At 65.8% G+C, this 21477-nt stretch carries 18 protein-coding genes; 6 read left to right on the top strand and 12 right to left on the bottom strand.

What is annotated here, in order from left to right; translation table 11 throughout:
* The first annotated feature begins 405 nt into the window (after positions 1-405).
* Both IPK75_09315 and IPK75_09310 read left to right on the top strand, forming a co-directional pair.
* A complete protein-coding gene (locus IPK75_09315; GenBank protein ID MBK8198557.1) occupies positions 406-1668 on the top strand; it encodes a M23 family metallopeptidase in 1263 nt (420 codons plus the stop codon).
* A 113-nt stretch (positions 1669-1781) separates the two neighbouring features.
* On the top strand, positions 1782-3155 hold the full coding sequence (locus IPK75_09310) for a M23 family metallopeptidase (protein ID MBK8198556.1): 1374 nt from the start codon (positions 1782-1784) through the stop codon (positions 3153-3155).
* 9 nt (positions 3156-3164) lie between these two features.
* Here IPK75_09310 and clpB read toward each other — a convergent pair whose 3' ends face one another.
* From clpB to IPK75_09275, 7 genes are all read right to left on the bottom strand, one after another.
* Entirely contained in the window at positions 3165-5783 is a 2619-nt protein-coding gene (gene clpB / locus IPK75_09305) for an ATP-dependent chaperone ClpB (GenBank protein MBK8198555.1), read from the bottom strand.
* A 174-nt stretch (positions 5784-5957) separates the two neighbouring features.
* Entirely contained in the window at positions 5958-6704 is a 747-nt protein-coding gene (locus tag IPK75_09300) for a DUF4167 domain-containing protein (GenBank protein ID MBK8198554.1), read from the bottom strand.
* 209 nt (positions 6705-6913) lie between these two features.
* Positions 6914-7780, bottom strand: a complete 867-nt coding sequence (prmC, locus tag IPK75_09295) for a peptide chain release factor N(5)-glutamine methyltransferase (GenBank protein ID MBK8198553.1) — start codon at positions 7778-7780, stop codon at positions 6914-6916.
* Positions 7777-8625, bottom strand: coding sequence for an aspartyl protease family protein (locus tag IPK75_09290; protein ID MBK8198552.1), 849 nt, complete (start codon positions 8623-8625; stop codon positions 7777-7779). The genes prmC and IPK75_09290 overlap by 4 nt, the downstream gene beginning before the upstream one ends.
* Before the next feature lie 10 nt (positions 8626-8635).
* Positions 8636-9709 (bottom strand): peptide chain release factor 1, encoded by a 1074-nt coding sequence (prfA, locus tag IPK75_09285; protein MBK8198551.1) that lies wholly within the window; start codon positions 9707-9709, stop codon positions 8636-8638.
* Positions 9710-9747: 38 nt separating this feature from the next.
* Positions 9748-10191 (bottom strand): MAPEG family protein, encoded by a 444-nt coding sequence (locus tag IPK75_09280; GenBank protein ID MBK8198550.1) that lies wholly within the window; start codon positions 10189-10191, stop codon positions 9748-9750.
* Positions 10192-10227: 36 nt separating this feature from the next.
* On the bottom strand, positions 10228-11520 hold the full coding sequence (locus IPK75_09275) for a hypothetical protein (GenBank protein ID MBK8198549.1): 1293 nt from the start codon (positions 11518-11520) through the stop codon (positions 10228-10230).
* Between the two features lie 110 nt (positions 11521-11630).
* On the opposite strand from IPK75_09275, the gene IPK75_09270 reads away from it, so the two are divergent.
* Positions 11631-12230: a DUF1214 domain-containing protein gene (locus IPK75_09270; GenBank protein ID MBK8198548.1), complete on the top strand. Its 600-nt coding sequence runs from the start codon at positions 11631-11633 to the stop codon at positions 12228-12230.
* Entirely contained in the window at positions 12230-12763 is a 534-nt protein-coding gene (locus IPK75_09265) for a DUF1254 domain-containing protein (GenBank protein ID MBK8198547.1), read from the top strand. The genes IPK75_09270 and IPK75_09265 overlap by 1 nt, the downstream gene beginning before the upstream one ends.
* 3 nt (positions 12764-12766) lie before the next feature.
* Here IPK75_09265 and ispG read toward each other — a convergent pair whose 3' ends face one another.
* The 4 genes from ispG to IPK75_09245 form a co-directional block, all read right to left on the bottom strand.
* Entirely contained in the window at positions 12767-13900 is a 1134-nt protein-coding gene (gene ispG, locus IPK75_09260; GenBank protein MBK8198546.1) for a flavodoxin-dependent (E)-4-hydroxy-3-methylbut-2-enyl-diphosphate synthase, read from the bottom strand.
* 68 nt (positions 13901-13968) lie between these two features.
* Positions 13969-14853: a DUF4115 domain-containing protein gene (locus IPK75_09255; GenBank protein MBK8198545.1), complete on the bottom strand. Its 885-nt coding sequence runs from the start codon at positions 14851-14853 to the stop codon at positions 13969-13971.
* 191 nt (positions 14854-15044) lie between these two features.
* Positions 15045-17315 carry a phosphoenolpyruvate--protein phosphotransferase gene (gene ptsP / locus IPK75_09250; protein MBK8198544.1) on the bottom strand — a complete coding sequence of 757 codons (2271 nt, stop codon included), beginning with the start codon at positions 17313-17315 and terminating at the stop codon, positions 15045-15047.
* A 23-nt stretch (positions 17316-17338) separates the two neighbouring features.
* Positions 17339-18586 (bottom strand): aspartate kinase, encoded by a 1248-nt coding sequence (locus IPK75_09245; GenBank protein ID MBK8198543.1) that lies wholly within the window; start codon positions 18584-18586, stop codon positions 17339-17341.
* 93 nt (positions 18587-18679) lie between these two features.
* On the opposite strand from IPK75_09245, the gene ubiG reads away from it, so the two are divergent.
* Positions 18680-19456 carry a bifunctional 2-polyprenyl-6-hydroxyphenol methylase/3-demethylubiquinol 3-O-methyltransferase UbiG gene (gene ubiG / locus IPK75_09240; protein MBK8198542.1) on the top strand — a complete coding sequence of 259 codons (777 nt, stop codon included), beginning with the start codon at positions 18680-18682 and terminating at the stop codon, positions 19454-19456.
* Entirely contained in the window at positions 19393-20064 is a 672-nt protein-coding gene (locus IPK75_09235) for a DUF924 domain-containing protein (protein MBK8198541.1), read from the top strand. The genes ubiG and IPK75_09235 overlap by 64 nt, the downstream gene beginning before the upstream one ends.
* 11 nt (positions 20065-20075) lie before the next feature.
* On the opposite strand, the gene IPK75_09230 is transcribed toward IPK75_09235, so the two are convergent.
* Positions 20076-21458 (bottom strand): MFS transporter, encoded by a 1383-nt coding sequence (locus IPK75_09230; protein ID MBK8198540.1) that lies wholly within the window; start codon positions 21456-21458, stop codon positions 20076-20078.
* Positions 21459-21477: the final 19 nt, after the last annotated feature.

The following is a 21477-nucleotide window of genomic DNA, read 5'->3' as shown; positions in this document are numbered from 1 at the left end:
AGAGGAATCCGCCAAAAACATACCAGCCGCGACCCGCACGGCGCCTCGTCGCAGGCTCCGCGGGCGTCGCCTGCTCAGGAGTGTCCTCATGCGTCACTGGATCGACCGGCTTGCTTCTTGCTTTTACTAACGCATAAAGTCCTAACTTGGCACCTGACTCTTACGCCTTGAATTCTTGAATCCTTAAGCGGGACGCGAGACGATAGGGCGTGAAGTCAGCGCGTCTGCCCATCGGCCGGGGGGCGTCAGAAGGACAGGAACCCATCTGTGACTCCCTATGAGACGCCTGACAGCGCTGAACCCGAAGCCGGCGCCGCCGCCGCGAAAACGGGCCTGTCGCAAGGCGTGAAAAGCCTGATCGTGCTGGGCGTGCTCGGCAGCGCCTCGGCCATTGCCGGCCTGGTGATGGCGGGCCGCAGCAACGTTCCGTTCGTCGAAACCGCGAGCGCAGCCACCCCCATTCCGCTCGCCGCCCGCCTCGTCTCGGCATGGGATGTCGTGGACGAAAACCCGCTGCAGCACGTCTCCGGAAAGCTTGAACGCAACGAAACCCTCACCGGTCTGCTCACCCGGCTCGGCGCCGATGCGCGCGATGCCAACGCTGCCCTTCACACGCTCAACGGTTCCGACATCCTCGACAGCCGCCGCCTCCTGCCCGGCAAGACACAGGCGGAAGCCTGGTTCGACGGCGCCGAACTCTCGGCCGTCTCCGTGCGCGCCGGCGCCGACAGCAGCCTTCTGATCACCCGCAACGGTGAGGACGGCTGGTCTGCCACGCCGCTCTACGCCAAGCTCACGCCCGGCTATAAACGCGTCGAGGCAGAGATCGACACGTCGATTTATTCCGCCGCCCTCGCGCTCGGCGCCGAAGACCAGCAGGTCGCCGATTTCGCCGCTGCCTTCGCCTACGACATCGACTTCCAGCGCGAGATCTATCCGGGCGACCGCTTCGAAATCCTGTTCGAAACCGCCTATGACGAGCGCGGCAACCGCGTGCGCAATGGCGAAGTGCTTTACGCAGCGCTGAACGGCAAGGCCCTGAAGCGCGGCTTTTATCGCTTCACGCCTTCGGACGACGACGTCGCCGACTATTTCGACGAGAAGGGCGAAAGCGCGACCAAGTTCCTGATGAAGACGCCGATCAACGGCGCGCGCATCTCGTCCAGCTTCGGCAAGCGCAAGCACCCGATTTCCGGCTATACCAAGCTGCACAAGGGCACCGACTTTGCCGCCCCGACCGGCACCCCGGTCTACGCCGCCGGCAACGGCACGGTCGAGCGCGCCAGCCGCTATGGCGGCTATGGCAATTACGTGAAAATCAAGCATTCCGGCGGCTACCAGACCGCCTACGCCCACCTCTCGCGCTACGGCAAGGGCATAAAGGCCGGCAAGAAGGTGAAGCAGGGCGACATCATCGGCTATGTCGGCTCGACCGGCGCCTCAACCGGGCCGCACCTGCACTACGAAGTCTACGTCAAGGGCGAGCCGGTCAACGTCATGTCGCTGAAGCTGCCCAACGGCCGCAAGCTGACCGAAGACCCGGCCATGCTCGCCGAATTCATGGCCTACAAGGCCAAGGTTGACGCGCTGCGGGCCGCCGAAGGCGCCGAAATCACCCCGGCCCTGCTTGTATCAAACTCTGACGTTGCGGCCCCGACCACGCCGTAGAACCGCGCCTGCAGCGCGAGAATCCCCAGTGCCCTCGCCAGTGAGGGGAATCTGGCCCCGAACTTGCTCAGCCCGTGCTTGAAGGCCTGGTCTTCACGCAACGAGGTTAATGCATGGCCCAGCAAAAGCCGCAGACCCCCGCCGCCGTGCGCCGCCTCGAGTCGCCCTACCGGTGGCTTGAGCGCTTCGGCGCGCTAGCCGTGATCGCCGTGATGGCCGGCCTGTTCCTGATGGTGCGGGCAGAGCCTTCGCCGGACTCCGGGTCATCCGCATTCGCCGTGACCGATTTCCGCATGGATGCCCCGGCCGATGTGACGTCGGCACGCACCGGGCGGATCACGGCCAACGTCGCGACCGCCGATGCGCTGGAAGTGCTGGGCGCCTCGGCCGCCGATGCTTCGGCTGCCGCAGCCGCCCTGCGCGAGGCCGCGCCGACGCGGAACGCACGCCTGCGGCCCGGCTCCAACTTCATCGCCTATTTTGACGATTCGACGGGTGAACAGCCGCCTATCCTCGCCGGGGTCAGCATACGGATCGATCCGAAAACCACCCTCGCCGCCACGCGCCGCGAGGATGGCACCTTCTTCGCGAGCCTCCTGGCAGCGAAGACCACGACGGCGCTGCATCGCATTTCCGGCGTCATCGACACCAACCTCGCGGACGCCATTCACGCCGAAGGCGGCACGCGCGGCCACGCAGAGACATTCGCCAGCCTGTTCCCGGAAGACCCCGAGCTCGCCCATGGCGGCCGCAAGGGCGAGCGGTTCGATGTCGTGATCGAGATGATCGCCGACGAGCGCGGCAATTTCCTCGAAGCCGGCGATCTCGTGTTCGCCGCCTTCAACGGCCAGAAAGCCGCAGGCAGCTGGTACCGTTTCACGCCCGAGGATTCCGGCATGCCGGAATTCTTCAACCGCAACGGCGTAGCCGGCGACGAATTCCTGGTGCGCGATCCCGTCCGCGGCGCCGAGATCAGCTCTGGATTCGGCAACCGCATCCACCCGATCACCGGCGACATGCTGCTGCATGCTGGCGTCGACTTCCGCGCGCCGGTCGGCACGCCGATCCGCGCCGCAGGATCCGGCCTTATCACCGACATGCGCTGGGGCGACGGCTATGGCTGGTTCGTCCGCATACAGCATGAACGCGGCTTCGAGACGGTGTATGCCCACATGTCGGCCTTCGCCGACGGCCTGACGCCCGGGCGCACCGTGATGCGCGGCGATGTGATCGGCTATGTCGGCTCGACCGGCTCCAGCACCGGCGCCCACCTTCACTACGAAGTGCTGCGCAATGGCAGCTATGTGAACCCGATGACGCTGGAACTGCCTACGGGACGCGATCTCTCCCGCAACGCGTCGCTCTTCGCAGCCTTCAAGGTGCAGCGCGATGCCATCGACGCAGTCCGCGGCGCCGCGCGTGAGGAAATCCAGCTGGCAGAACAGCGGGCGGACATTGCTGCCCGCCCGCCTGCTCGCCTTCCTTGAACAAAGGGATCAGTTCAAGGCCGACTTGCCCTTGGCAAACGAATTCGGCACGCCGTTGATCGACAGCGCGTCGCCCTCGACGCCGACATGGATCGTCTCGCCGTCGAGGATGCGCCCTTCCAGCAGCAGCCGCGCGAGCGGATCCTGCAGCTCCTTCTGGATCACCCGCTTGAGCGGGCGCGCGCCGTAGACCGGATCGTACCCGCGGGCAGCCAGCCAGTTGCGTGCTGCCAGCGTAAGGTCGAGCTTCATCTTCCGGTCACGGAGCAAGCCTTCGAGGCGGCCCATCTGAATATCCACGATATGGTCGATCTCGCCGCGGCCGAGCCGTTTGAAGAAGACGATCTCGTCGATCCGGTTGATGAACTCCGGACGGAAATGCCGGCGGATGGCTGACATCACGTGTTCGCGCACCGATTCAGACACGTCGCCTTCCTCGCCGCTCGCCAGCGCATCCGCGCCCAGGTTCGACGTCATGATGATGATCGTGTTCTTGAAGTCGACCGTACGCCCCTGTCCGTCCGTGAGGCGGCCATCATCCAGCACCTGCAACAGCGTGTTGAATAGATCCGGATGCGCCTTCTCGACCTCGTCGAACAGCACGACCTGGTAGGGCCGGCGCCGGATCGATTCCGTCAGTACACCGCCCTCATCATAGCCGACATAGCCCGGAGGCGCGCCGATCAGGCGGGCGACCGAATGCTTCTCGGAAAACTCCGACATGTCGAGCCGCAGGATGGCGGTGTCGTCGTCAAACATGAATTCAGCGAGCGCCTTGGTCAGCTCCGTCTTGCCGACACCGGTCGGGCCGACGAACAGGAACGAGCCGATCGGACGGTTCGGATCCTGCAGACCTGCCCGCGCGCGGCGCACCGCGTTCGAGACAGCCAGCAAGGCATCATCCTGCCCGACCACGCGCTTCATCAGCGACTCTTCCATCCGCAGCAGCTTGTCGCGCTCGCCTTCCATCATCTTGTCGACCGGGATGCCGGTCCACTTGGAGACAACCGCCGCGATATGCTCAGGCCGGACAACTTCGGAGACGAGACCGCCATCGGCGTCGCCCTTGCCTTCGACTTCGGCGATCAACTTTTCCAGTTGCGGGATGGTCGAGAACTTCAGCTCGGACGCCTTCGCGAGGTCGCCCTGGCGCTGCGCTTCGGCCATGTCGGAGTAAGCCCGGTCGAGCTTTTCCTTCGCCGAGGCCGCGCCTTTCAGCTTGTCCTTCTCGGCGCCCCAGGCGGTCGAGAGTTCACGCGAGCGCGTATCCAGTTCGGCAATTTCGCCCTCAAGGTTCTTCAGCCGGTCCTGCGACGCGGCGTCCTTCTCCTTCTTCAGGGCTTCCGCCTCGATGCGAAGCTGCAGGAGGCGCCGGTCGATCTCGTCGAGTTCTTCCGGTTTCGAGTCGACCTGCATGCGCAGGCGTGCGGCAGCCTCGTCCATCAGGTCGATGGCCTTGTCCGGCAGGAAACGGTCCGTGATGTAGCGGTTCGACAGGCCCGCGGCCGAGACGATCGCCGCATCCGAGATCCGCACGCCGTGGTGCGCCTCGTAGCGGCCCTTCAGGCCACGGAGGATCGAGATCGTGTCTTCGACTGTCGGCTCATCGACATAGACCGCCATGAACCGCCGGGCGAGCGCCGGGTCGCCTTCCACATGCTTGCGGTACTCGTCCAGCGTGGTTGCGCCAACGCAGTGGAGTTCGCCGCGTGCAAGGGCCGGCTTCAGAAGGTTCGACGCATCCATCGCGCCTTCGGATTTGCCGGCGCCGACCAGCGTGTGCATCTCGTCGATGAACAGGATGACGCCGCCTTCGGCCTGCGTGACTTCGGTCAGGACGGCTTTCAGCCGCTCCTCGAACTCGCCGCGGAATTTCGCGCCCGCAATCAAGGCGCCCATGTCGAGCGCGAGCAGGCGCTTGCCCTTCAGGCTTTCCGGCACGTCGCCGTTGACGATGCGCAGCGCGAGGCCCTCGGCAATCGCCGTCTTGCCGACGCCGGGCTCGCCGATCAGCACGGGGTTGTTCTTCGAACGGCGCGACAGCACCTGGATTGCGCGGCGGATTTCCTCGTCGCGGCCGATGACCGGATCAAGCTTGCCTTCCCGCGCATCCTTGGTCAGGTCGCGCGCATATTTCTTCAGGGCCTCATAGCCTTCCTCGGCATTCTGGCTGTCGGCGGTGCGGCCCTGGCGCAGCTGCGCGATGGCGCCTTCGAGCGATTTCGGGGTCACCCCGGCATTCTTCAGCGCTTCGGCCGCGGGATCGCCCGAAAGGCCGGCAATCGCCAGCAGCAGCCGCTCGACGGTCACGAAGGCGTCGCCAGCTTTCTTGGCGCCCGCTTCAGCCTCCTGGAAAAGTTTCGCGCCCGCCTGTTCAAGCCGCAGGCCGCCTGCCCCGGCGCCGGAAACCTTCGGCAATTTCGCCAGCGCCGCATCGACGCCCTGCACCGCCAGCTCCGGCCGCCCGCCGCTCGCGCGGACAAGGTTCGCGGCCAGCTGGTCGCGGTCGTCAAAAAGGGCCTTCAGTATGTGGGCAGGCGTCAGCACCTGGTGGCCGCCGGCGAGCGCCTGTGTCTGCGCCGCCTGGATCAGGCTGCGCGCACGTTCTGTGTACTGTTCGATATTCATGTGTGTCTCCCCTTTGAAAGGCAGATGGATGTGATGGACCGGGCCCCGCTCAGCGGCAGCCCTCATGTTGCAACGGATTTGGGGAGGCGGCCGCCCGCGCGCAAGTTACCTTGCGCAAATGAAACGCCCCGCCGGTGAGGGCGGGGCGCTATCACTGCGTCGCAGGAAAACTACCTAATCGGTGGTCTCGGCGGGTGTGCCCTCTTCCGGGGCCGACTTGCGCCGTCCGCGGGCGAGCGTCTTCATCACGCCGTCTGTCTCCGAAACGGCCTCGACCGGCTCGCGCGGCGGGCGCGGTTCGCGGGCGGGGCGATCCTCGCGCGGCGCACGCTCCTCGCGGGGCGCTGCACCTTCCTCGCGCGGACGGTAGGGCTTGCGGCCGCGCCGGCCACGATCGCCGCGCGCTTCGGCGGGCGCCGATTCGCTGGCTTCGGCTTCTTCGCGGTCATCGTCATTGTCGATCACGCGCAGCGAATCGCCGTCGTCATCATCGTTACGGCGCGCCGGCGCGGTGGTGACAACTTCGGCTTCACCCGAATCGCTGTCCACCGTTGCGGCATCGTCATTGCCGCCGCCGCGCGGATCGCGGTCCGGGCCGCCGCGATTGTCGCGGTCATCGCGCGGGCCATTGCCGTTGCGGTTCTGTTGTTGCTGCCCGCCCTGTTGCTGGTTGCGCGCCTCGTTCTGCTTGGCCACGATGCGCTGGTAATGTTCCGCATACTGGAAATAGGCTTCCGACAGCACCCGGTCGCCGCTCGTATGCGCATCGCGCGCGTATTGCTGGTATTTCTCGAGAACCTGCTGGGCCGAACCGCGGATCTTCACGTCCGGGCCGACACTCTCGAAGTGGCGGTTCGGGTTGTTGAAGGCGTTCTGCTGATTGCCGCCTGGGCGCCTGTTGCGACCGCGTGAGCGTTTCATATGGATCTTGTGTCCTGTGTTCGTAAACCAGCTGTCACCGGCAAGCCAAGTTTCGAATGGTCATTTTGCTTGCAGGCGGGATTGGGGATTGGACGCTGCCGTTTCCACCGAACCCGAACGAAGGCAGCGTTAATTATCCGCCTCTTCGGCAGACTGCCCCTCGCTGGAAATTGTTCTACTGTGTATCGCGCGGCCCGCCAAGCGGAAAATCAGCCAACCGGGCCCGGCGCGCGGCCCCATACACAGCGATCATTCCCTCCCAGATCAAGGCTGTGTGCCAGATCGGCAAAGCCTTCCGCCGCGAGCATGCCCAGCACGGCCGCCCGCTGGTCATGGCCGATCTCGAGCACCAGCGGCGCCTCCGGTCGCATGCCAGCCGCCGCCAGCCGGATGATCTCGCGGTAGGCGTCCAGCCCGTCCGGGCCGCCGTCCAGCGCCGCCGCCGGGTCGTGCGCCCGCACTTCCGGCTCGAGCGCGGCGATTTCGGCCCGCGCGATATAAGGCGGGTTGGAAACGATCAGGTCCGCCTCGCCCCATCCGGTCCAGGCCGTCCAGCTTCCCTCGAACACGTCGGCGCGCGCCGTGAGCCCGAGCGCAGCGAAATTCTCCCGGGCGAGGCTCGCCGCGCCCGGGCTTGCCTCGACACCGACCCCGCGCGCCAGCGGACGCTGGGACAGGATCGCCGCGAGCAGGCAGCCGGTGCCGGTCCCGAGATCGGCGACGCGAACCGCTTCGCCTTCCGGCAAGAGGTCCAGCGCCGTCTCGACAATCAGTTCGCTGTCCGGCCGCGGGATCAGCGCGCGGGGATCGGTCAGGATTTCGAGACCGTAGAAGCCTGTACTGCCCGTGATGTGCTGCAGCGGTTCGCGCGCGAGACGCCGCGCGACTCCCGCCTCGAACACATCCTGCACCGCTCTCGGCACGGGCGAAGCGCCCGCCGAAATCAGCGCCGCGCGCGTGTCACCAAACGCGCCAAGCATCAGCAGCATCGCATTCTGGCGCGGTTCCGAAATGCCGGCTTCACGAAAGCGGGCAGCCGCATCCCGGAGCAGGTCGTCGAAGGTCGGCGCCGTCACAGCGGCTCGAGCCAGAGCTTGTTCTGTGCGAAATCGATGGTCATGCGGAAATCGCGAAGGATGGATAGGCCGACATTCGCCTGCGCCCCCTCGTCCTTCGGATTGACCGCAGCGGTGACGCCCGTCAGCGTGCGTCCACCGATCTTCAGCATCCCGACACGGACGATCGTGCGCTCGACCGGTCCGCCGATGCCGCCGCCCTCCTTCGTGCCGATCACCCTCGCAGGATCCAGCAGGCCGGCTGCTTGCGCAAAGGGCCGGCTCAACAATACCTCGTTCCCGTTGCCGAGGTCGAAATCCGCCATCACCTTGCGGCCATCGATCTCCACCTCGAACTGCTTGATGCCATCTGCGTCGGTGAGCGGCATCTCGGCGCCGGCCGGTTCGATATCGCGCGAGACCTGCTTCAGCGATCGGCGCGCCACGTCAAGTTCGAACCGTCCGGCATCGAACAGTTCTCGCCCGAGCACCATTGCCACCGGCTGGCCAACCACACGCTCTGAAATATCCGTCAGGTCGAGGATGGCAACGGCTTCGGGCTGCAAGGTCTGACCCGCGGCCTCGATCGTGACGCCTTCGGCAAACTGCACGGACTGTGTCCCGGCACCGCTGCCCTTCATTTCGTCGGCGCCGAAGGCGGCCAGGCGCGCGTCGGCGGCAAGCCGGGTGTCGATCAGCGACATTTCCGCGCCGGAATCGAGCAGCGCCTCGCTCGCCGTACCGTTGACCGTCACCGGAAGGAACATCCGGTTTCCATCAACGCGCAATCCGGGCGCCGCCTCGGGCGCGCTGGCGCAGGCCGCGAGCAGCAGGGCTGCGCCGAGGGAAACAAGACGTGCCCGCATAAAGGCCTCCTCAGCCCGCCTCCATCGCCGCAAGCTTGCGCGACTGGTCTTCCGTGATCAGAGCTTCAACCACATCATTCAGCTTGTCGCCGGACACGATCCGGTCGAGCGAGTAGAGCGTGAGACCGATCCGGTGATCGGTCACGCGGTTTTCGGGATAGTTGTAGGTGCGCACCTTCTGGCTGCGATCGCCCGTGCCGACCATGCTGGCGCGGGCCTCGGCGCGCGCGCTGTCGCGCTCGTGGCGCAGCTTTTCGTAGAGGCGGATCTTCAACTGGTCCATCGCCTTCTCGCGGTTCACGTGCTGCGATTTCTCGGAGCTCGTCACCACGATGCCGGACGGAAAGTGCGTGATGCGCACCGCCGAGTCTGTCTTGTTGACGTGCTGGCCGCCAGCGCCGGAAGCGCGCATTGTATCGATACGGATGTCTTCGGCCTTGATGTCGATCTCGATATTGTCCGGCGCGGGCAACACGGCCACCGTCGCCGCGGAGGTGTGGATGCGCCCCTGCGTCTCGGTCGCCGGCACACGCTGCACCCGGTGCACGCCGCTCTCCCATTTCATCCGTCCGAACACGCCGTCGCCCGACACGTTCGCGATGATCTCCTTGTAGCCCCCCGCTTCGCCTTCGGAGACGTCGACGATCTCCACCTTCCAGCCGTTCAGCTGCGCGTAGCGCATGTACATGCGGTAGAGGTCGCCCGCGAACAGCGCGGCCTCGTCGCCGCCTGTGCCGGCGCGCACCTCAAGCACCACGTTGGCGGCGTCATCGACATCCTTGGGCAGGAGGAGGATCTGCATTTCCTGTTCGAGCACCGGCAGGCGCGCCTTCAGGTCGTCGACCTCCATCTGCGCCAGGTCGGCCATCTCGGCATCCCCGGATGAAGCCAGTGCCAGCGCCTCGTCCAGCCCCCGCCGGGCGGACATCAGTTCGCGCGCCTTCGCCACGATCGGGCGAAGCTCGGAATGCTCCTTGGACAGGGTGATGATTTCCTTGGAGTCGGAGGTCGCGCCCATTCGGGCCTCGACCTCCTCGTACCGGTCGATCACCTGCTGGAGGCGTGTCAGGGAGAGGGAGGCCATGGCCGCCCTTTAATCCGGTTTTACGCCGCTTGGAAGCCTCAGTTCAGCGGTGGCATCGCGAGCACGCGCAGCGCTTCCTTGCCGGCGAGGAAGAAGAGGCAGAACGATGCGGCCGCGAAAACGAGGAAACGCAGCGCCACTTTGCCGATCACCACCTGCACGATCGAGTGGAGCACCCGCAGCCCAACATAGATCCAGGCCACCAGCCCCGCCACGTTGTCGTTGCCCCCGGTCAGCGCCATGAAGAACATCAGGGCGTAGAAGATCACCGGCTGCTCGTGCAGGTGATTGTAGTTGTCGGCCGCAGATCGCACATGCGCCGGCAGCTTGTCGCCATACGTGCCGGGATGGCGCGCATCGTCCGGGTTGATCCCCGCCTTCGCGAACGCCGGCAGGCGCAGGGCATACATCCAGACCCACATCACGCAGGTCCACAGGACCAGCGCCAGCACGGGCTTCAGGAAATTCACGTCGATCGTCATGGCTCAGCCTCCCAACTGATTGTTGCCGGGAAAGGTCTATCGGGAGGTGCCCGTGGCTTGCAACTCGCCTTCGAGCGCCGCCGAGGCCGGCGCGCCGCGCACCTCGAGGAACCGGATGAAGGCGTCGATGTCTTCCTCGACGATGCCGTGCCCGCCGGGCCGCAGCCACCAGCTGATCCCTGCGGACGGGTCAAAGCTGCGCATCCCCTCCCCGTCGAGGCCTTCCACACCGTAAGCCTCCCACATCGCGCTCGCCGCCTTGGCAGCCCGGTAGCTCGAATTGGGATCGGACCAGACATCCCGGCGTCCATTGCCGAGGAACAGGTGACGCGGCGCGACCAGGGCGAGCAGGAGGTGCTGGTCATACGGCAGCAGTGACGGATTGACGGCATATTTCTGCGCGCCGGGCGCCAGCCAGTGCGGATAGGTCTTTGCCATCCGCGCCAGCGTCTCACCCGAACCGGACCGAGACAGCGACGCGCCGGCAAATCCGGACTGGTGCGCCACCACCGCCTCAATGCGCGGATCCCACGCCGTCGCCAGCAAGGCTGACTTGCCGTGCCGCGAATGTCCCATCACCGACGTGTGCGAGGTATCGACACGCGGATCATGCTCCAGCACATCCATCGCCGCCGAGAAGGCGAAGGCCCAGGCCATCAGCGTGCTGGTCGGGTTCACGTCGCCGCCGAGGTTCGCCATCGCCTGCGGCGCGCGCCCAGCGCTGTCGGGAATGAAGTCGCCGGCATGGAAGCTCGCATACACGAAGCCCGCATCGAAATACCGGTCGACCGGCACCTCGGCGATATACTCGCCGAACAGGTTCGTGATGAGGAAATTCGCCATCGGCCCGATCTCCCGCGCCGTACACGGATCACCATCCTCGCTGGTCACCGCCTCACCGGGGAACGACGCGCAATTCGAACTGAACGTCTGGCTGATCACCAGCGGATTGGCCATCGCCGCCGCCGGGAACGCCGCCACCAGCTGGAAGGTCCGCGCGCCCGGCCCGTCGCCGATCGTCACATCAATCTCCTCCAGCGAGCCGCGTCCGCCCAGGAAATCCGGATTGATGATGCGCCAGTCGCCCGCCGACACCTTGAGCCCCTCGGGCCACGGGCCGTAGAGCGTGTCCTCCAGCACCTGCATCGCCTCGGCGCGGCCCTCGGGCGTCATCAGGCGGTCGATGTCAAGTTCGGGCACCGGCGCCGGTTTGTTGTCGGTCTCGAGGCTCGCATAATTCAGCCCCAGCATGGTGCAGCTGGACGCGATCAGCAGCATGAAGCCCGCCAGCAAGGTCAGGCCTGTCCATTTCAATACCCGCAAGATCATCGTGTTCGCCCGCTTCCTCGCTGCGGCCCAGTGCTAACGGGTTCTGGCCGCCGCGCCCAGCCCCGTTCGGGGCGTCTTGCGTCTTCTGCGGCTCACGATAGCGTGTAGCCATGAAGCTTGTCAGCGCCCTCGTCGGTCTTGTCCTTGGCGGCCTTTGCGGCCTTGCCGCGGCGCTCTACGCCGCCGGCATGCTTGGCCCGGGCGCTGCTTTCGGGGGCCAGATAAATGCCAGCGGCTGGCACAGCGACTGGACCATCGGGTCGTCCGCGGCCAATCCCTGGACCCGGGCCCGAGTCGCGCGCCACGGCCTGCTTGCCCTCACCAAGGCCGAAGCCGTCTATTTCACCCGCAACACCGATTCCGCCGGCGCGCGCCTCGAGGAAGCCTGCACCTACCGCGTCTCGGGCGGCGCCCTGCCCGCCCAATGGTGGTCCGTCACCCTCTACAACGCCGAGAGTTTCCTGCCGGACAATACCGACAATGCCCTTTCCTATGACCAGACGGATGCAGCCGCCGCCGGCTCTGCGGACGGCTGGTCTTTCACCATCGCCGCTTCGCCCGCCAAGGGCGGCTGGGTATCGAGCCGCAATGCCGGACAGTTCGACCTGACGCTGCGCCTCTACAAGCCCACCGCAGAACTGATTGAAGCGCCGGAAACCGTGCTCAAGCCTCCGGTGATCGAGAAACTGTCCTGCGGGGAGGCCGGCTGATGCGCATACCCTTCATCGGCCTTGGCGCGTTCCTCGCCGGTTTCCTCGCCGTCCACTTTCTGTTGCTCGGCGCCCTGCCCGGCAAGATCATGTCGAAGGCGCGTGACCGCATGGGCGGCGCCGGTGTCGAACTCCACCAATGGCGCATGAACCCGCGCGTCACGCCGCAAACCCAGACCATCGTGCGCCCGTCGCCGGATCTCGCCTACGCGATCTGCCTGATCGACGTGTCGCAAGGCCCCGTCACGATCGCCGTTCCGACCTGGCCGGAATATGGCTCGCTCTCGGTGTTTGATGCGGACACGGACAATGTCTACGCCGGCTCGCTGGACGCCCGTCTGCCGGGCGCGGCCGGGGTGCGAACCCTCGTCGTGGCCCTCGACGGACAGGAGGTCGCCGTGCCGGAGGGCGCCGATCTCGTCACCCTTGAAAAGCCCGAAGCCCTTGCCTTGATCAGGCGTCTAGCGCCCACGCAGGGCCTGTATGATGCTGCCGCCGCTCTAATGCCGGCCAGCACCTGCGGCCCGGCCTGACGCCTATTCCGCAGGAACTTGCTCGGCCTCGCGCTGCGCCTTCATCCGCGCAGCCTTTTCCTCGACCAGCTGGACGATATGCTCGACCATGTCGGCGTTCGACACGTTGTGGTCAGCCCGTCCGTTCACGAACATCTTGCCGCTTTCCTTGCCGCCGCCGGTGAACCCGAGATCGGTCATCGCTGCCTCGCCGGGACCGTTGACCACGCAGCCAATGATCGACAGCGAGATCGGTTCGGAAATATGCGCCAGCCGCTTCTCCAGCGTGTCGACCGTCGTGATCACGTCGAAACCCTGCCGCGCGCAGGACGGGCACGCGATGATGTTGACGCCCCGCGTGCGCAGGCCGAGCGACTTCAGCATCTCGTAGCCGACCTTCACTTCCTCAACCGGGTCGGCCGACAGCGACACGCGGATCGTGTCGCCAATGCCGGCCCAGAGCAGCGAGCCCATGCCGATGGACGACTTGACGGTGCCGGTGCGCAGGCCGCCCGCCTCCGTGATGCCGAGATGCAGCGGCGCGTCGGTCGCCTCCGCCAGCAACTGGTAGGCCGCCACCGTCATGAACATGTCGGAGGCTTTCACCGAGATCTTGTACTCGTGGAAGCCGAGGTCATCGAGGATGCGCGCATGGTCCAGCGCGCTTTCCACCATCGCATCCGGACACGGCTCGCCATACTTCTCCAGCAGGTGGCGCTCGAGGCTGCCACCATTCACGCCGATGCGCATCGAACATCCGTTCGCCCGCGCCGCCGCAACGACTTCCTTCACCCGCGCCTCAGACCCGATATTGCCCGGATTGATCCGCAGGCACGCAGCGCCGGCATCTGCCGCCTCGATCCCGCGCTTATAATGGAAATGGATGTCCGCGACGATCGGCACCGGGCTCGCCTTGCAGATCGCCTTCATCGCCGCCGTCGATTCCGGCGTCGGGCAAGAGACGCGCACGATATCGGCGCCGGCTTCCGCCGCCCGCAGGATCTGCGCGATGGTGGCGTCCGCGTCCTCGGTCGGCGTGTTGGTCATGGTCTGCACCGCAATCGGTGCATCCCCGCCGATCAGCACATTGCCGACGCGGATCTGGCGGGATTTGCGCCGGTCGATGTTGCGCCAGGGGCGGATCGGATTGTGGCTCATGGCGTCAGGCGCCCTCGCGGCTGGTGTTCCGCCCTCATGTGGCGCCCCCGCGCCCCCGCGTAAAGGGTTCAGCGCGTGGCGTTGCCGTTTGCCGCAGCCGTTTCGGCCACGGTCGGGGCAGCCATTTCAGCGGCATGGGCCAGCTGGTCATCTACGCTCATCGAGAAGACCTGCGCTCCGTCCGGGCCGAGCGGGCCCACGACCACGTCGCCGACGCGCCATTCGAACGCGCCGCCATTGCGGGCCGAAACGGTCCAGCCCGCCTTCAGGCGCGGGAAGTAATTCTCGCCCTCGGCCATAGTGCGACTGAGGAAGATGGTGCCATCGGCGCCGCGCACTTCCAGCCAGGCCTGGCGCACCGCCACGATTTCCAGCGGCAGGTCGGCCGGCGCGGCTTTCACCGTTCCGACATCGGCAAACAGGCTGTCGCGCGCGCCGCTGACGGCCACGACGCTGGGCGAGACGACCTCTTCCGGCCCTTTGCTCATCATCAGGGCGACGGTCACACCGCCGGCCACGAACACCAGCACCGCGCCGAGCGCCGCCGCCAGGATCGGTAACCGGCTCTTGGTCTTCTGGATCTGGCCGATTTTCGGCACCGGCGCCGAGGTCTTCACTTCGTCGACCGCGCCGCACTCCTTGGTGTAGCGCTGGACGACCTCCTGTTCCGGCAGGCCGAGAAATTTCGAATAGGCGATCAGGTAGGGCACGAGATAGCCCTTGGCGATGGTCTGCAGTTCCATCCGCTCGATGGCCATCAGGAAGTTCTCGCGGATGCGAGACTCCCGGGCGATGTCACCGAGGTCAAGCTGAAGAGCCTCGCGGACCCGGCGCAGCACCTGCCCCATGCGGAGCGCTTCGCCTTCATATTCGCCCGAACGGAAGATCGCATCGGCCCGGTCCCGGCGCCCATAGGCATCGAGCTGTTTTGCCGCCTCTGGCGAGATCGGCATTACATTCGAACGGTTCGTTCCGTTATCTTCCACCCGCGTCTCTTTCTCGGGTTGTCCGTTTTCCGGCTCAGGCGAAACATGTTGTGCCATAGTCTACCAGTCTCACTGACCAAAGATGCCACCAAATGAAATCGGGGCAAGTTCCGGTCCAAACCCTACGTAAGACCGGCCCGCGACCGCCGCAACTCGCTTTAGCTGTCGGCGGTGTCGATCCCATGCTCCGCCGCAAGTGCTAACACTTGGTTACGGAACGAACCGTTCGGTTTGTCCATGCAGGCAAAAAGCCGGGTCCGGAAGGCGTTGAGGTCGACCGTGCGCAGGGCCTGCTTGACCGGTCCGATGGCAGAGGCCGCCATCGACAGGCTGGTATAGCCGAGCGCCGCAAAACACAGCGCCACGGGCGGCGACGCGGTCGCCTCGCCGCAGACCGACAGGCGCGTGCCCTGCGCCTTGCAGACTTCTGCCACCATTTTCAGGTAGCGCAGCGCCGCCGGGCTGACGAGATCGTAGCGTTCACTGACCGACGGCGTCATCCGGTCGGCCGCGAAGAAGAACTGCAACAGGTCGTTGGTGCCAACCGACAGGAAGTCTACCTCGCCCGCCAGGTCCTGCATCGAGAAGCCCAGCGCCGGGGTTTCCAGCATCACGCCGACTTCCAGCTTCGAGGGCTGCTTGCCGGTCTTTTCGGCGGTCCAGGCGACTTCGCTCAGCAGCAGCGCCTTCGCCTGCCGGTATTCCTCCGGCACCGTCACCATCGGGAACATCACCGTCAGCGGTCCTTCGCCAGCCGCCCGCACGAGCGCTCTCAGCTGGCGCCGGAACAGGCCTTTCTGGTCGAGCGCAAAGCGGATCGACCGCCAGCCGAGCGCCGGGTTCTCCTCGCGCTGCAGGTTCAGCGCCGGCAGCACCTTGTCCCCGCCGAGATCCAGCGTCCGGAACACGACCGGCCGCCCGGCAGCCCTGTCCAGCACCCGCTTGTAAAGCGCGATCTGGTCATCCAGCGGCGGCAAGGTTTCGGAAACAAGGAACTGGAACTCGGTCCGGAACAGGCCCACACCGTCGGCCCCGGCCTGGTCCAGCATGTCGAGATCGAGGTCGAGACCCGCGTTCAGCATCAGCGCGACGGTCGTGCCGTCCAGCGTTTTCGCCGGCAGGCCCTTCAGCTTGGCATATGCCGCCTGCCGCTCGGACCGCAGCCCGACCCGCGCCTTGTAGGCGTCATAGACCACATCGTCCGGGCGGATATGAACGCTGCCATCTTCCGCATCGACGATGAGATAGTCGCCCTGCTCGATCATGGTGGTAACGTTGTCGATACCGCCGATCGCCGGGATGCCCAGCGCCCGCGCCACGATCGCCGCGTGCGAGGAAGCCGCCGCTTCCTCCATCAGGATGCCCTTCAGGCCGGCCTGCGCATATTCCAGCAGTTCCGCCGGACCCAGCCGGCGCGCCACGAGGATGCTTTGCTCGCCGGCTTCCTTCGGCTTGCCCTCTTCCCCGCCGAGCACGCGCAGCAGCCGGTTGTCGAGGTCTTCAAGGTCGTGCAGCCGCTCGCGCAGGTAGGGATCGCGCGCACTCTGCATCCGTGCCCGGTGTTCGCGCCGCGCGCGGTCGACCGAAGCTTCCGCCGAAAGGCCGGACCGGATGCCTTCATGCAGTTTCTCGGCCCAGGACGTGTCATAAGCCAGCAGCCGGTAGGCTTCCATCACGTCGCGCGGGTCCTCGCCGAGCGCGGCGCCGTCGATCAGCATCATCCGGTCGATCGAGGCCCGCAGGTCCTTGAGGCCGGTGTTCAGCCGGTCGGCTTCGGCCGCCTGGTCCGCCGCAAAGAACTTCGCTGCCGGCACGACCGGATCGTGCAGCAGCGCACGGCCATATCCCAGCCCCTCGCAGAAGATGCGGCCCTTGAGATTCCCCCCGGCCGCCGCACGCGACCGCCGGTCGCTGCTGGCCTGCTGCGCCGGCTGCAGCGTCAGGGTATGGACAATCTCCGCCAGCACCATCGCGATGGTCTGCAGCGTGTCGACTTCTTCCTCGCGGTAAGTCCGCTCGGTCTGGTTCTGCACGACCAGCACGCCGGTCACTCCGCCGGTGCGCAGGATCGGCACGCCGAGGAAAGCGTGGAACGGGTCCTCCCCCGTCTCCGGACGGTAGGAAAACGACGGATGGCGCGGCGCATCCTCGATCGCGATCGGCTCGGCCGTTCGGGCCACGAAGCCGACGAGGCCTTCGTGCGCCTCAAGCCGCGTCTTGCCGACCGCTTCCGGCTTCAGGCCTTCGGTGGCGATCAGCAGCAGCGCGCCGCCTGGCTCGCGCTGGTAGATCGAGCACACGTCGGCGACCATCGTCGTCGCGATGAGGCGCACCACGTGATCCAGCCGCGAACGTGTGTCCCCGTCCTCCGCCATCACCTGGCGAAGGTTGTTCATGAGCACACGGGTGGCCGGCATATTGTAAGGCATGATCTCCCGGATGGGATGGCGGATCATTCCGCGTCGAGACCGAAGGCCGTATGAAGGGCCCGGACGGCCAGTTCTGTATAGGGCGCGGCGATCAGGACGGAAATCTTGATCTCGGAAGTTGAGATGACATCAATGTTGATGCCCTTTTCCGACAGGGCCGTGAACATTTTCTCGGCAACCCCGGTATGGCTCTTCATGCCGACGCCGATGATCGAAATCTTGGAGACATCACGCACGACTTCCAGCCGCTCGAAGCCGACGTCGGCCTTCAGCTTGCCGAGGGTTTCCTGCGCGAACGGGCTGTCGCGCTCCGTGCAGGTGAAAACGAGGTTCGCCTTCGAGGCTTCGCGCGAGCTGGCCTGCACGATCATATCGACATTGACGCCGGCCTTGGCCAGCGCCGAGAAGATCTTCGCCGACGAGCCCGGCTTGTCGGGCACGCCGTAGAGCGTGACCTTGGCTTCGTCCCGCGAATAGGCAACGCCGCTGACAACCTGCTTTTCCACGATTTCTTCCTCTGCACAGACAAGCGTTCCGGGGGATTCCTCGCCGGGCTTCACGAAGCTCGACAGCACCCGGACCGGAACATTGTGGTTCATCGCCAGTTCGACCGACCGCGTCTGCAGCACCTTGGCGCCGAGCGAAGCCATCTCCAGCATCTCTTCATATGAAATCTTGTCGATCCGGCGCGCCTTCGGCACCATCCGCGGATCGGTCGTGTAGACGCCGTCGACATCCGTATAGATGTCGCACACCTTGGCGCCGAGCGCGGCCGCGACTGCCACGGCGCTCGTGTCCGAGCCGCCCCGGCCGAGCGTGGTCACACGGAAATCATCGGTCACGCCTTGGAAGCCGGCCACCACGGCGATCTCGCCGGCGTCCACCGAGTCCGGCAGCGAGGAATCGTCAAACCCCATGATCCTGGCGCGGCCATGGCTGTCATCGGTCTTCAGGCGCAGTTGCCAGCCCAGCCAGCTGCGTGCCTTCAGGCCCCGCCGGCGCAGCGCCAGCGCCAGCAAGCCTGCCGTCACCTGCTCGCCGGACGCCACGACCACGTCATACTCGTCGTCATAGAGATGCCGCGGCAGATCCTTGCCGGCCGCGCCGTCGGCCAGGGCGACCAGCTTGTTGGTCTCGCCCGACATCGCCGAGACGATCACGGCCATGCGTTCGCCCTTGGCAGCCCGCGCCGCCACGATTTCCGCAACGTTGGCAATCCGGTCCAGGTCGCCGACCGACGTGCCGCCGAATTTCAGTACCGTGCGCGCCATTTCGCCCCAACCGACTATGTGCCCCGCCCGGGGCGTCCTATATCGGCCCCTCTAGAAGAAAGTTCGGCGCGGATCAAACAGGATTGCTAAACGATGGCTGGAACAATTGACGCGCCCGGCGGGCCGCCTGTCACCCCGAGCATCGATCCGGCCGAGGTCGCCAAGTTCTCGGCCATGGCCGCGGACTGGTGGAACCCGCACGGCAAGTTCAAACCGCTGCACCGGTTCAACCCGGTGCGCCTGAAATTCATCCGCGAAACGGCCGAGCGGCATTTCGGCCTCACGGCCGGCCAGCGCACGCCGCTCGCCGGCCTGCGCCTGCTCGACATCGGCTGCGGCGGCGGCCTCGTCTGCGAACCGATGACCCGGCTCGGCGCCTCGGTCACCGGCGTCGATGCATCGGAGGCGAACATCAAGACCGCCCTCACCCACGCGTCCGAACAGGGCCTCGGGATCGACTACCGCGCCGGCACCGCCGAAGGCCTGCTTGCCGCGGGCGAAGCGCCGTTCGACATCGTGCTGAACCTCGAAGTGGTCGAACACGTCGCCGACCCCGCGCAGTTCCTCGCCGACACCGCCCGCCTCGTGAAACCTGGCGGGCTGATGATCGTCGCAACCTTGAACAAGACGGCCAAGGCGCTCGCCACGGCCGTCATCGGCGCCGAGTATATCCTCGGCTGGTTGCCGCGCGGCACGCATGACTGGTCGAAGTTCCTCGACCCGGAAGATGTCCGCCGTCCGCTCGCCGGCGCGGGCATGGACATCGTGGACACTATCGGCGTCGTGTTCCAGCCGCTGTCCGGCCAATGGAAACTCGCAGGCGACACGTCGGTCAACTACATGGTCGTCGCCCGGAGGCCGGCAGCGTGAGCGCTCTGCCCTCCCCGGAAGCGGTGCTCGATTTCTGGTTCGCAGATGCCGCCCGAACGCCGGAAGGCCTCGCTGCGCAGAACAAGTTGTGGTTTCGCGGCGGTGAAGCATTCGACCGTGAACTGACGGAAAAATTCCTCCCTTTGCTGGAAGCGCTTGCCGGCGGCCCGCTCGCGGAAGACTGGGCGGCACGCGGCCAGCACGGACGCCTCGCAGCCATCATCGTGCTCGACCAGATGAGCCGGAACATCTTCCGCGGCACCGCGCGCGCCTTTGCGCAGGATCCGCTGGCGCTGCAGCTTTGCCGTGAGGGCCTTGAACTGCGCGAAGACAATCACCTGTCCGAAGCCGAACGCGTCTTCTTCTACCTGCCGCTCGAACATTCCGAAGACCCGGCCGACCAGGCCCGTTCCGTCGCCATGTTCACCGCCATCGCTGAAGATGCGCGACCGGGCTTTGACGGCTTCGCCAAAACCACGCTCGATTATGCCCGCGAGCATGCCAAGGCGATCGAGGACTTCGGACGCTTCCCTCACCGCAACAAGATTCTCGGCCGTGCGAGCACGCCGGCGGAACTCGAATGGCTCGCCGAAGGCGGCGGTTTCTGAACCGATTGGCGTCAGATGATCGGCACGTCGTCGGGAACGACCTTGAGTTCCGGATCGAGCTTGCGCGCCGTTTCGGCCTGCACTTCGCGGGTCAGCGGATAGCCCCGGGCGAGCTGGCCGGCGATCACGTACAGGATTCCCGGCAGGAGCCCGAAGATCAGGACCAGTCCGAAAATGGCGCTGTCGGTATTTTCCTCCCCCGGACGGAACCGGGCGAGCTGGCCGACGAGCAGGTAACCAACGCCGAAGGCGAGACTTGAGCCGACCTTGTTGAGGCTGGTCAGCAAGGCGTAGTAGAGCCCGGCCCGGCTCTCGCCCGACTCGGCTGCCTTCATCTCGATGATATCCGCCGTCATGGCACGCGCCAGAAAGATCGGTGCGCTGAAGGGAATGCCCGCGACCAGCGAAGCGATCAGGAAAGACGTGAAATTGCCGGCCGGCGCCAGCGGAATGAAGGCGATGAAGCAGATGCCCGACATCGTCACCGCCGCGAAATACGCCGTGCGCTTTTCCGTCTTGCGCGCCAACCAGAGCCAGAAGGGCAAGGCCAGCACCGCCATCACGAAGAACAGCATCAGCGCGAGACTCGTCTGCGCATCGTTTGCGCCAAAGGCATATTCGGCGACGAAGAGGTAGTTGGACGCGGTCACCGCAATCGCCGTCGCGCCGATCAGCTCCATGCTCAGCAGCCGCGCGAAGACCGGCTGGCGTAGCGCGTCGACGATCGGTTTCAGCTCGAACTTCTCGATGACATGCGACTCCCCGCGCATCGGCGGATCGGGCACGAAGACGCAGGCGAGCACGGCCACAACCGGCAAGGCGATGATGAGAATCCAGCCCATGACGGCGACCTGCCCGAACCTGTCCGTGTGCACACCGAGAACCGACAGCAGCAGCGGCACCGCGAGCAGGAAGAGCATGGCAACGACCGAGATGATCTCCGGCCACAGGAATAGGCGCGAGCGGTCGTCGTAATCGGCCGCGAGCGCCGGGACCCAGGCCGCGCGTGACGTCTGCAGGATCGTGAAGCCGACATAGAAGATCAGCATCCAGATGATGAAATAAGCGGGGCCCGCCCCTTCCGGCGGCATGTAGACGAAGAAGGTCGACAGGCCGAGCACGGGAACGGCGAGCAGGATCCAGTGGCGCACGCGGCCGAGCGGACTGCGATACCGGTCGACGAGATAGCCCATGATCGGATCGGTCAGGATGTCCCAGAACCGCAGGAGCATGAACAGAAGGCCGGTCAGCGCCAGGCCGAGGCCGACTTCGTTGGCGTAGAGCGGCGCGAGGTAGACGCCTACCGGCAGGCCAACCCCCGCAATCGGGATGCTGAGCGACGAGAAGGCGAGCACTCGCGGAAAGGAAAGGCGCGGCGAAGGAGGCTGGGGCATGGCGGCACACTGCCCTCAG

It is taken from the genome of Acidobacteriota bacterium, from assembly GCA_016712445.1.
Lineage (GTDB): Bacteria > Pseudomonadota > Alphaproteobacteria > Caulobacterales > Hyphomonadaceae > Hyphomonas.
This window is presented reverse-complemented; position numbering and strand designations above follow the sequence as displayed.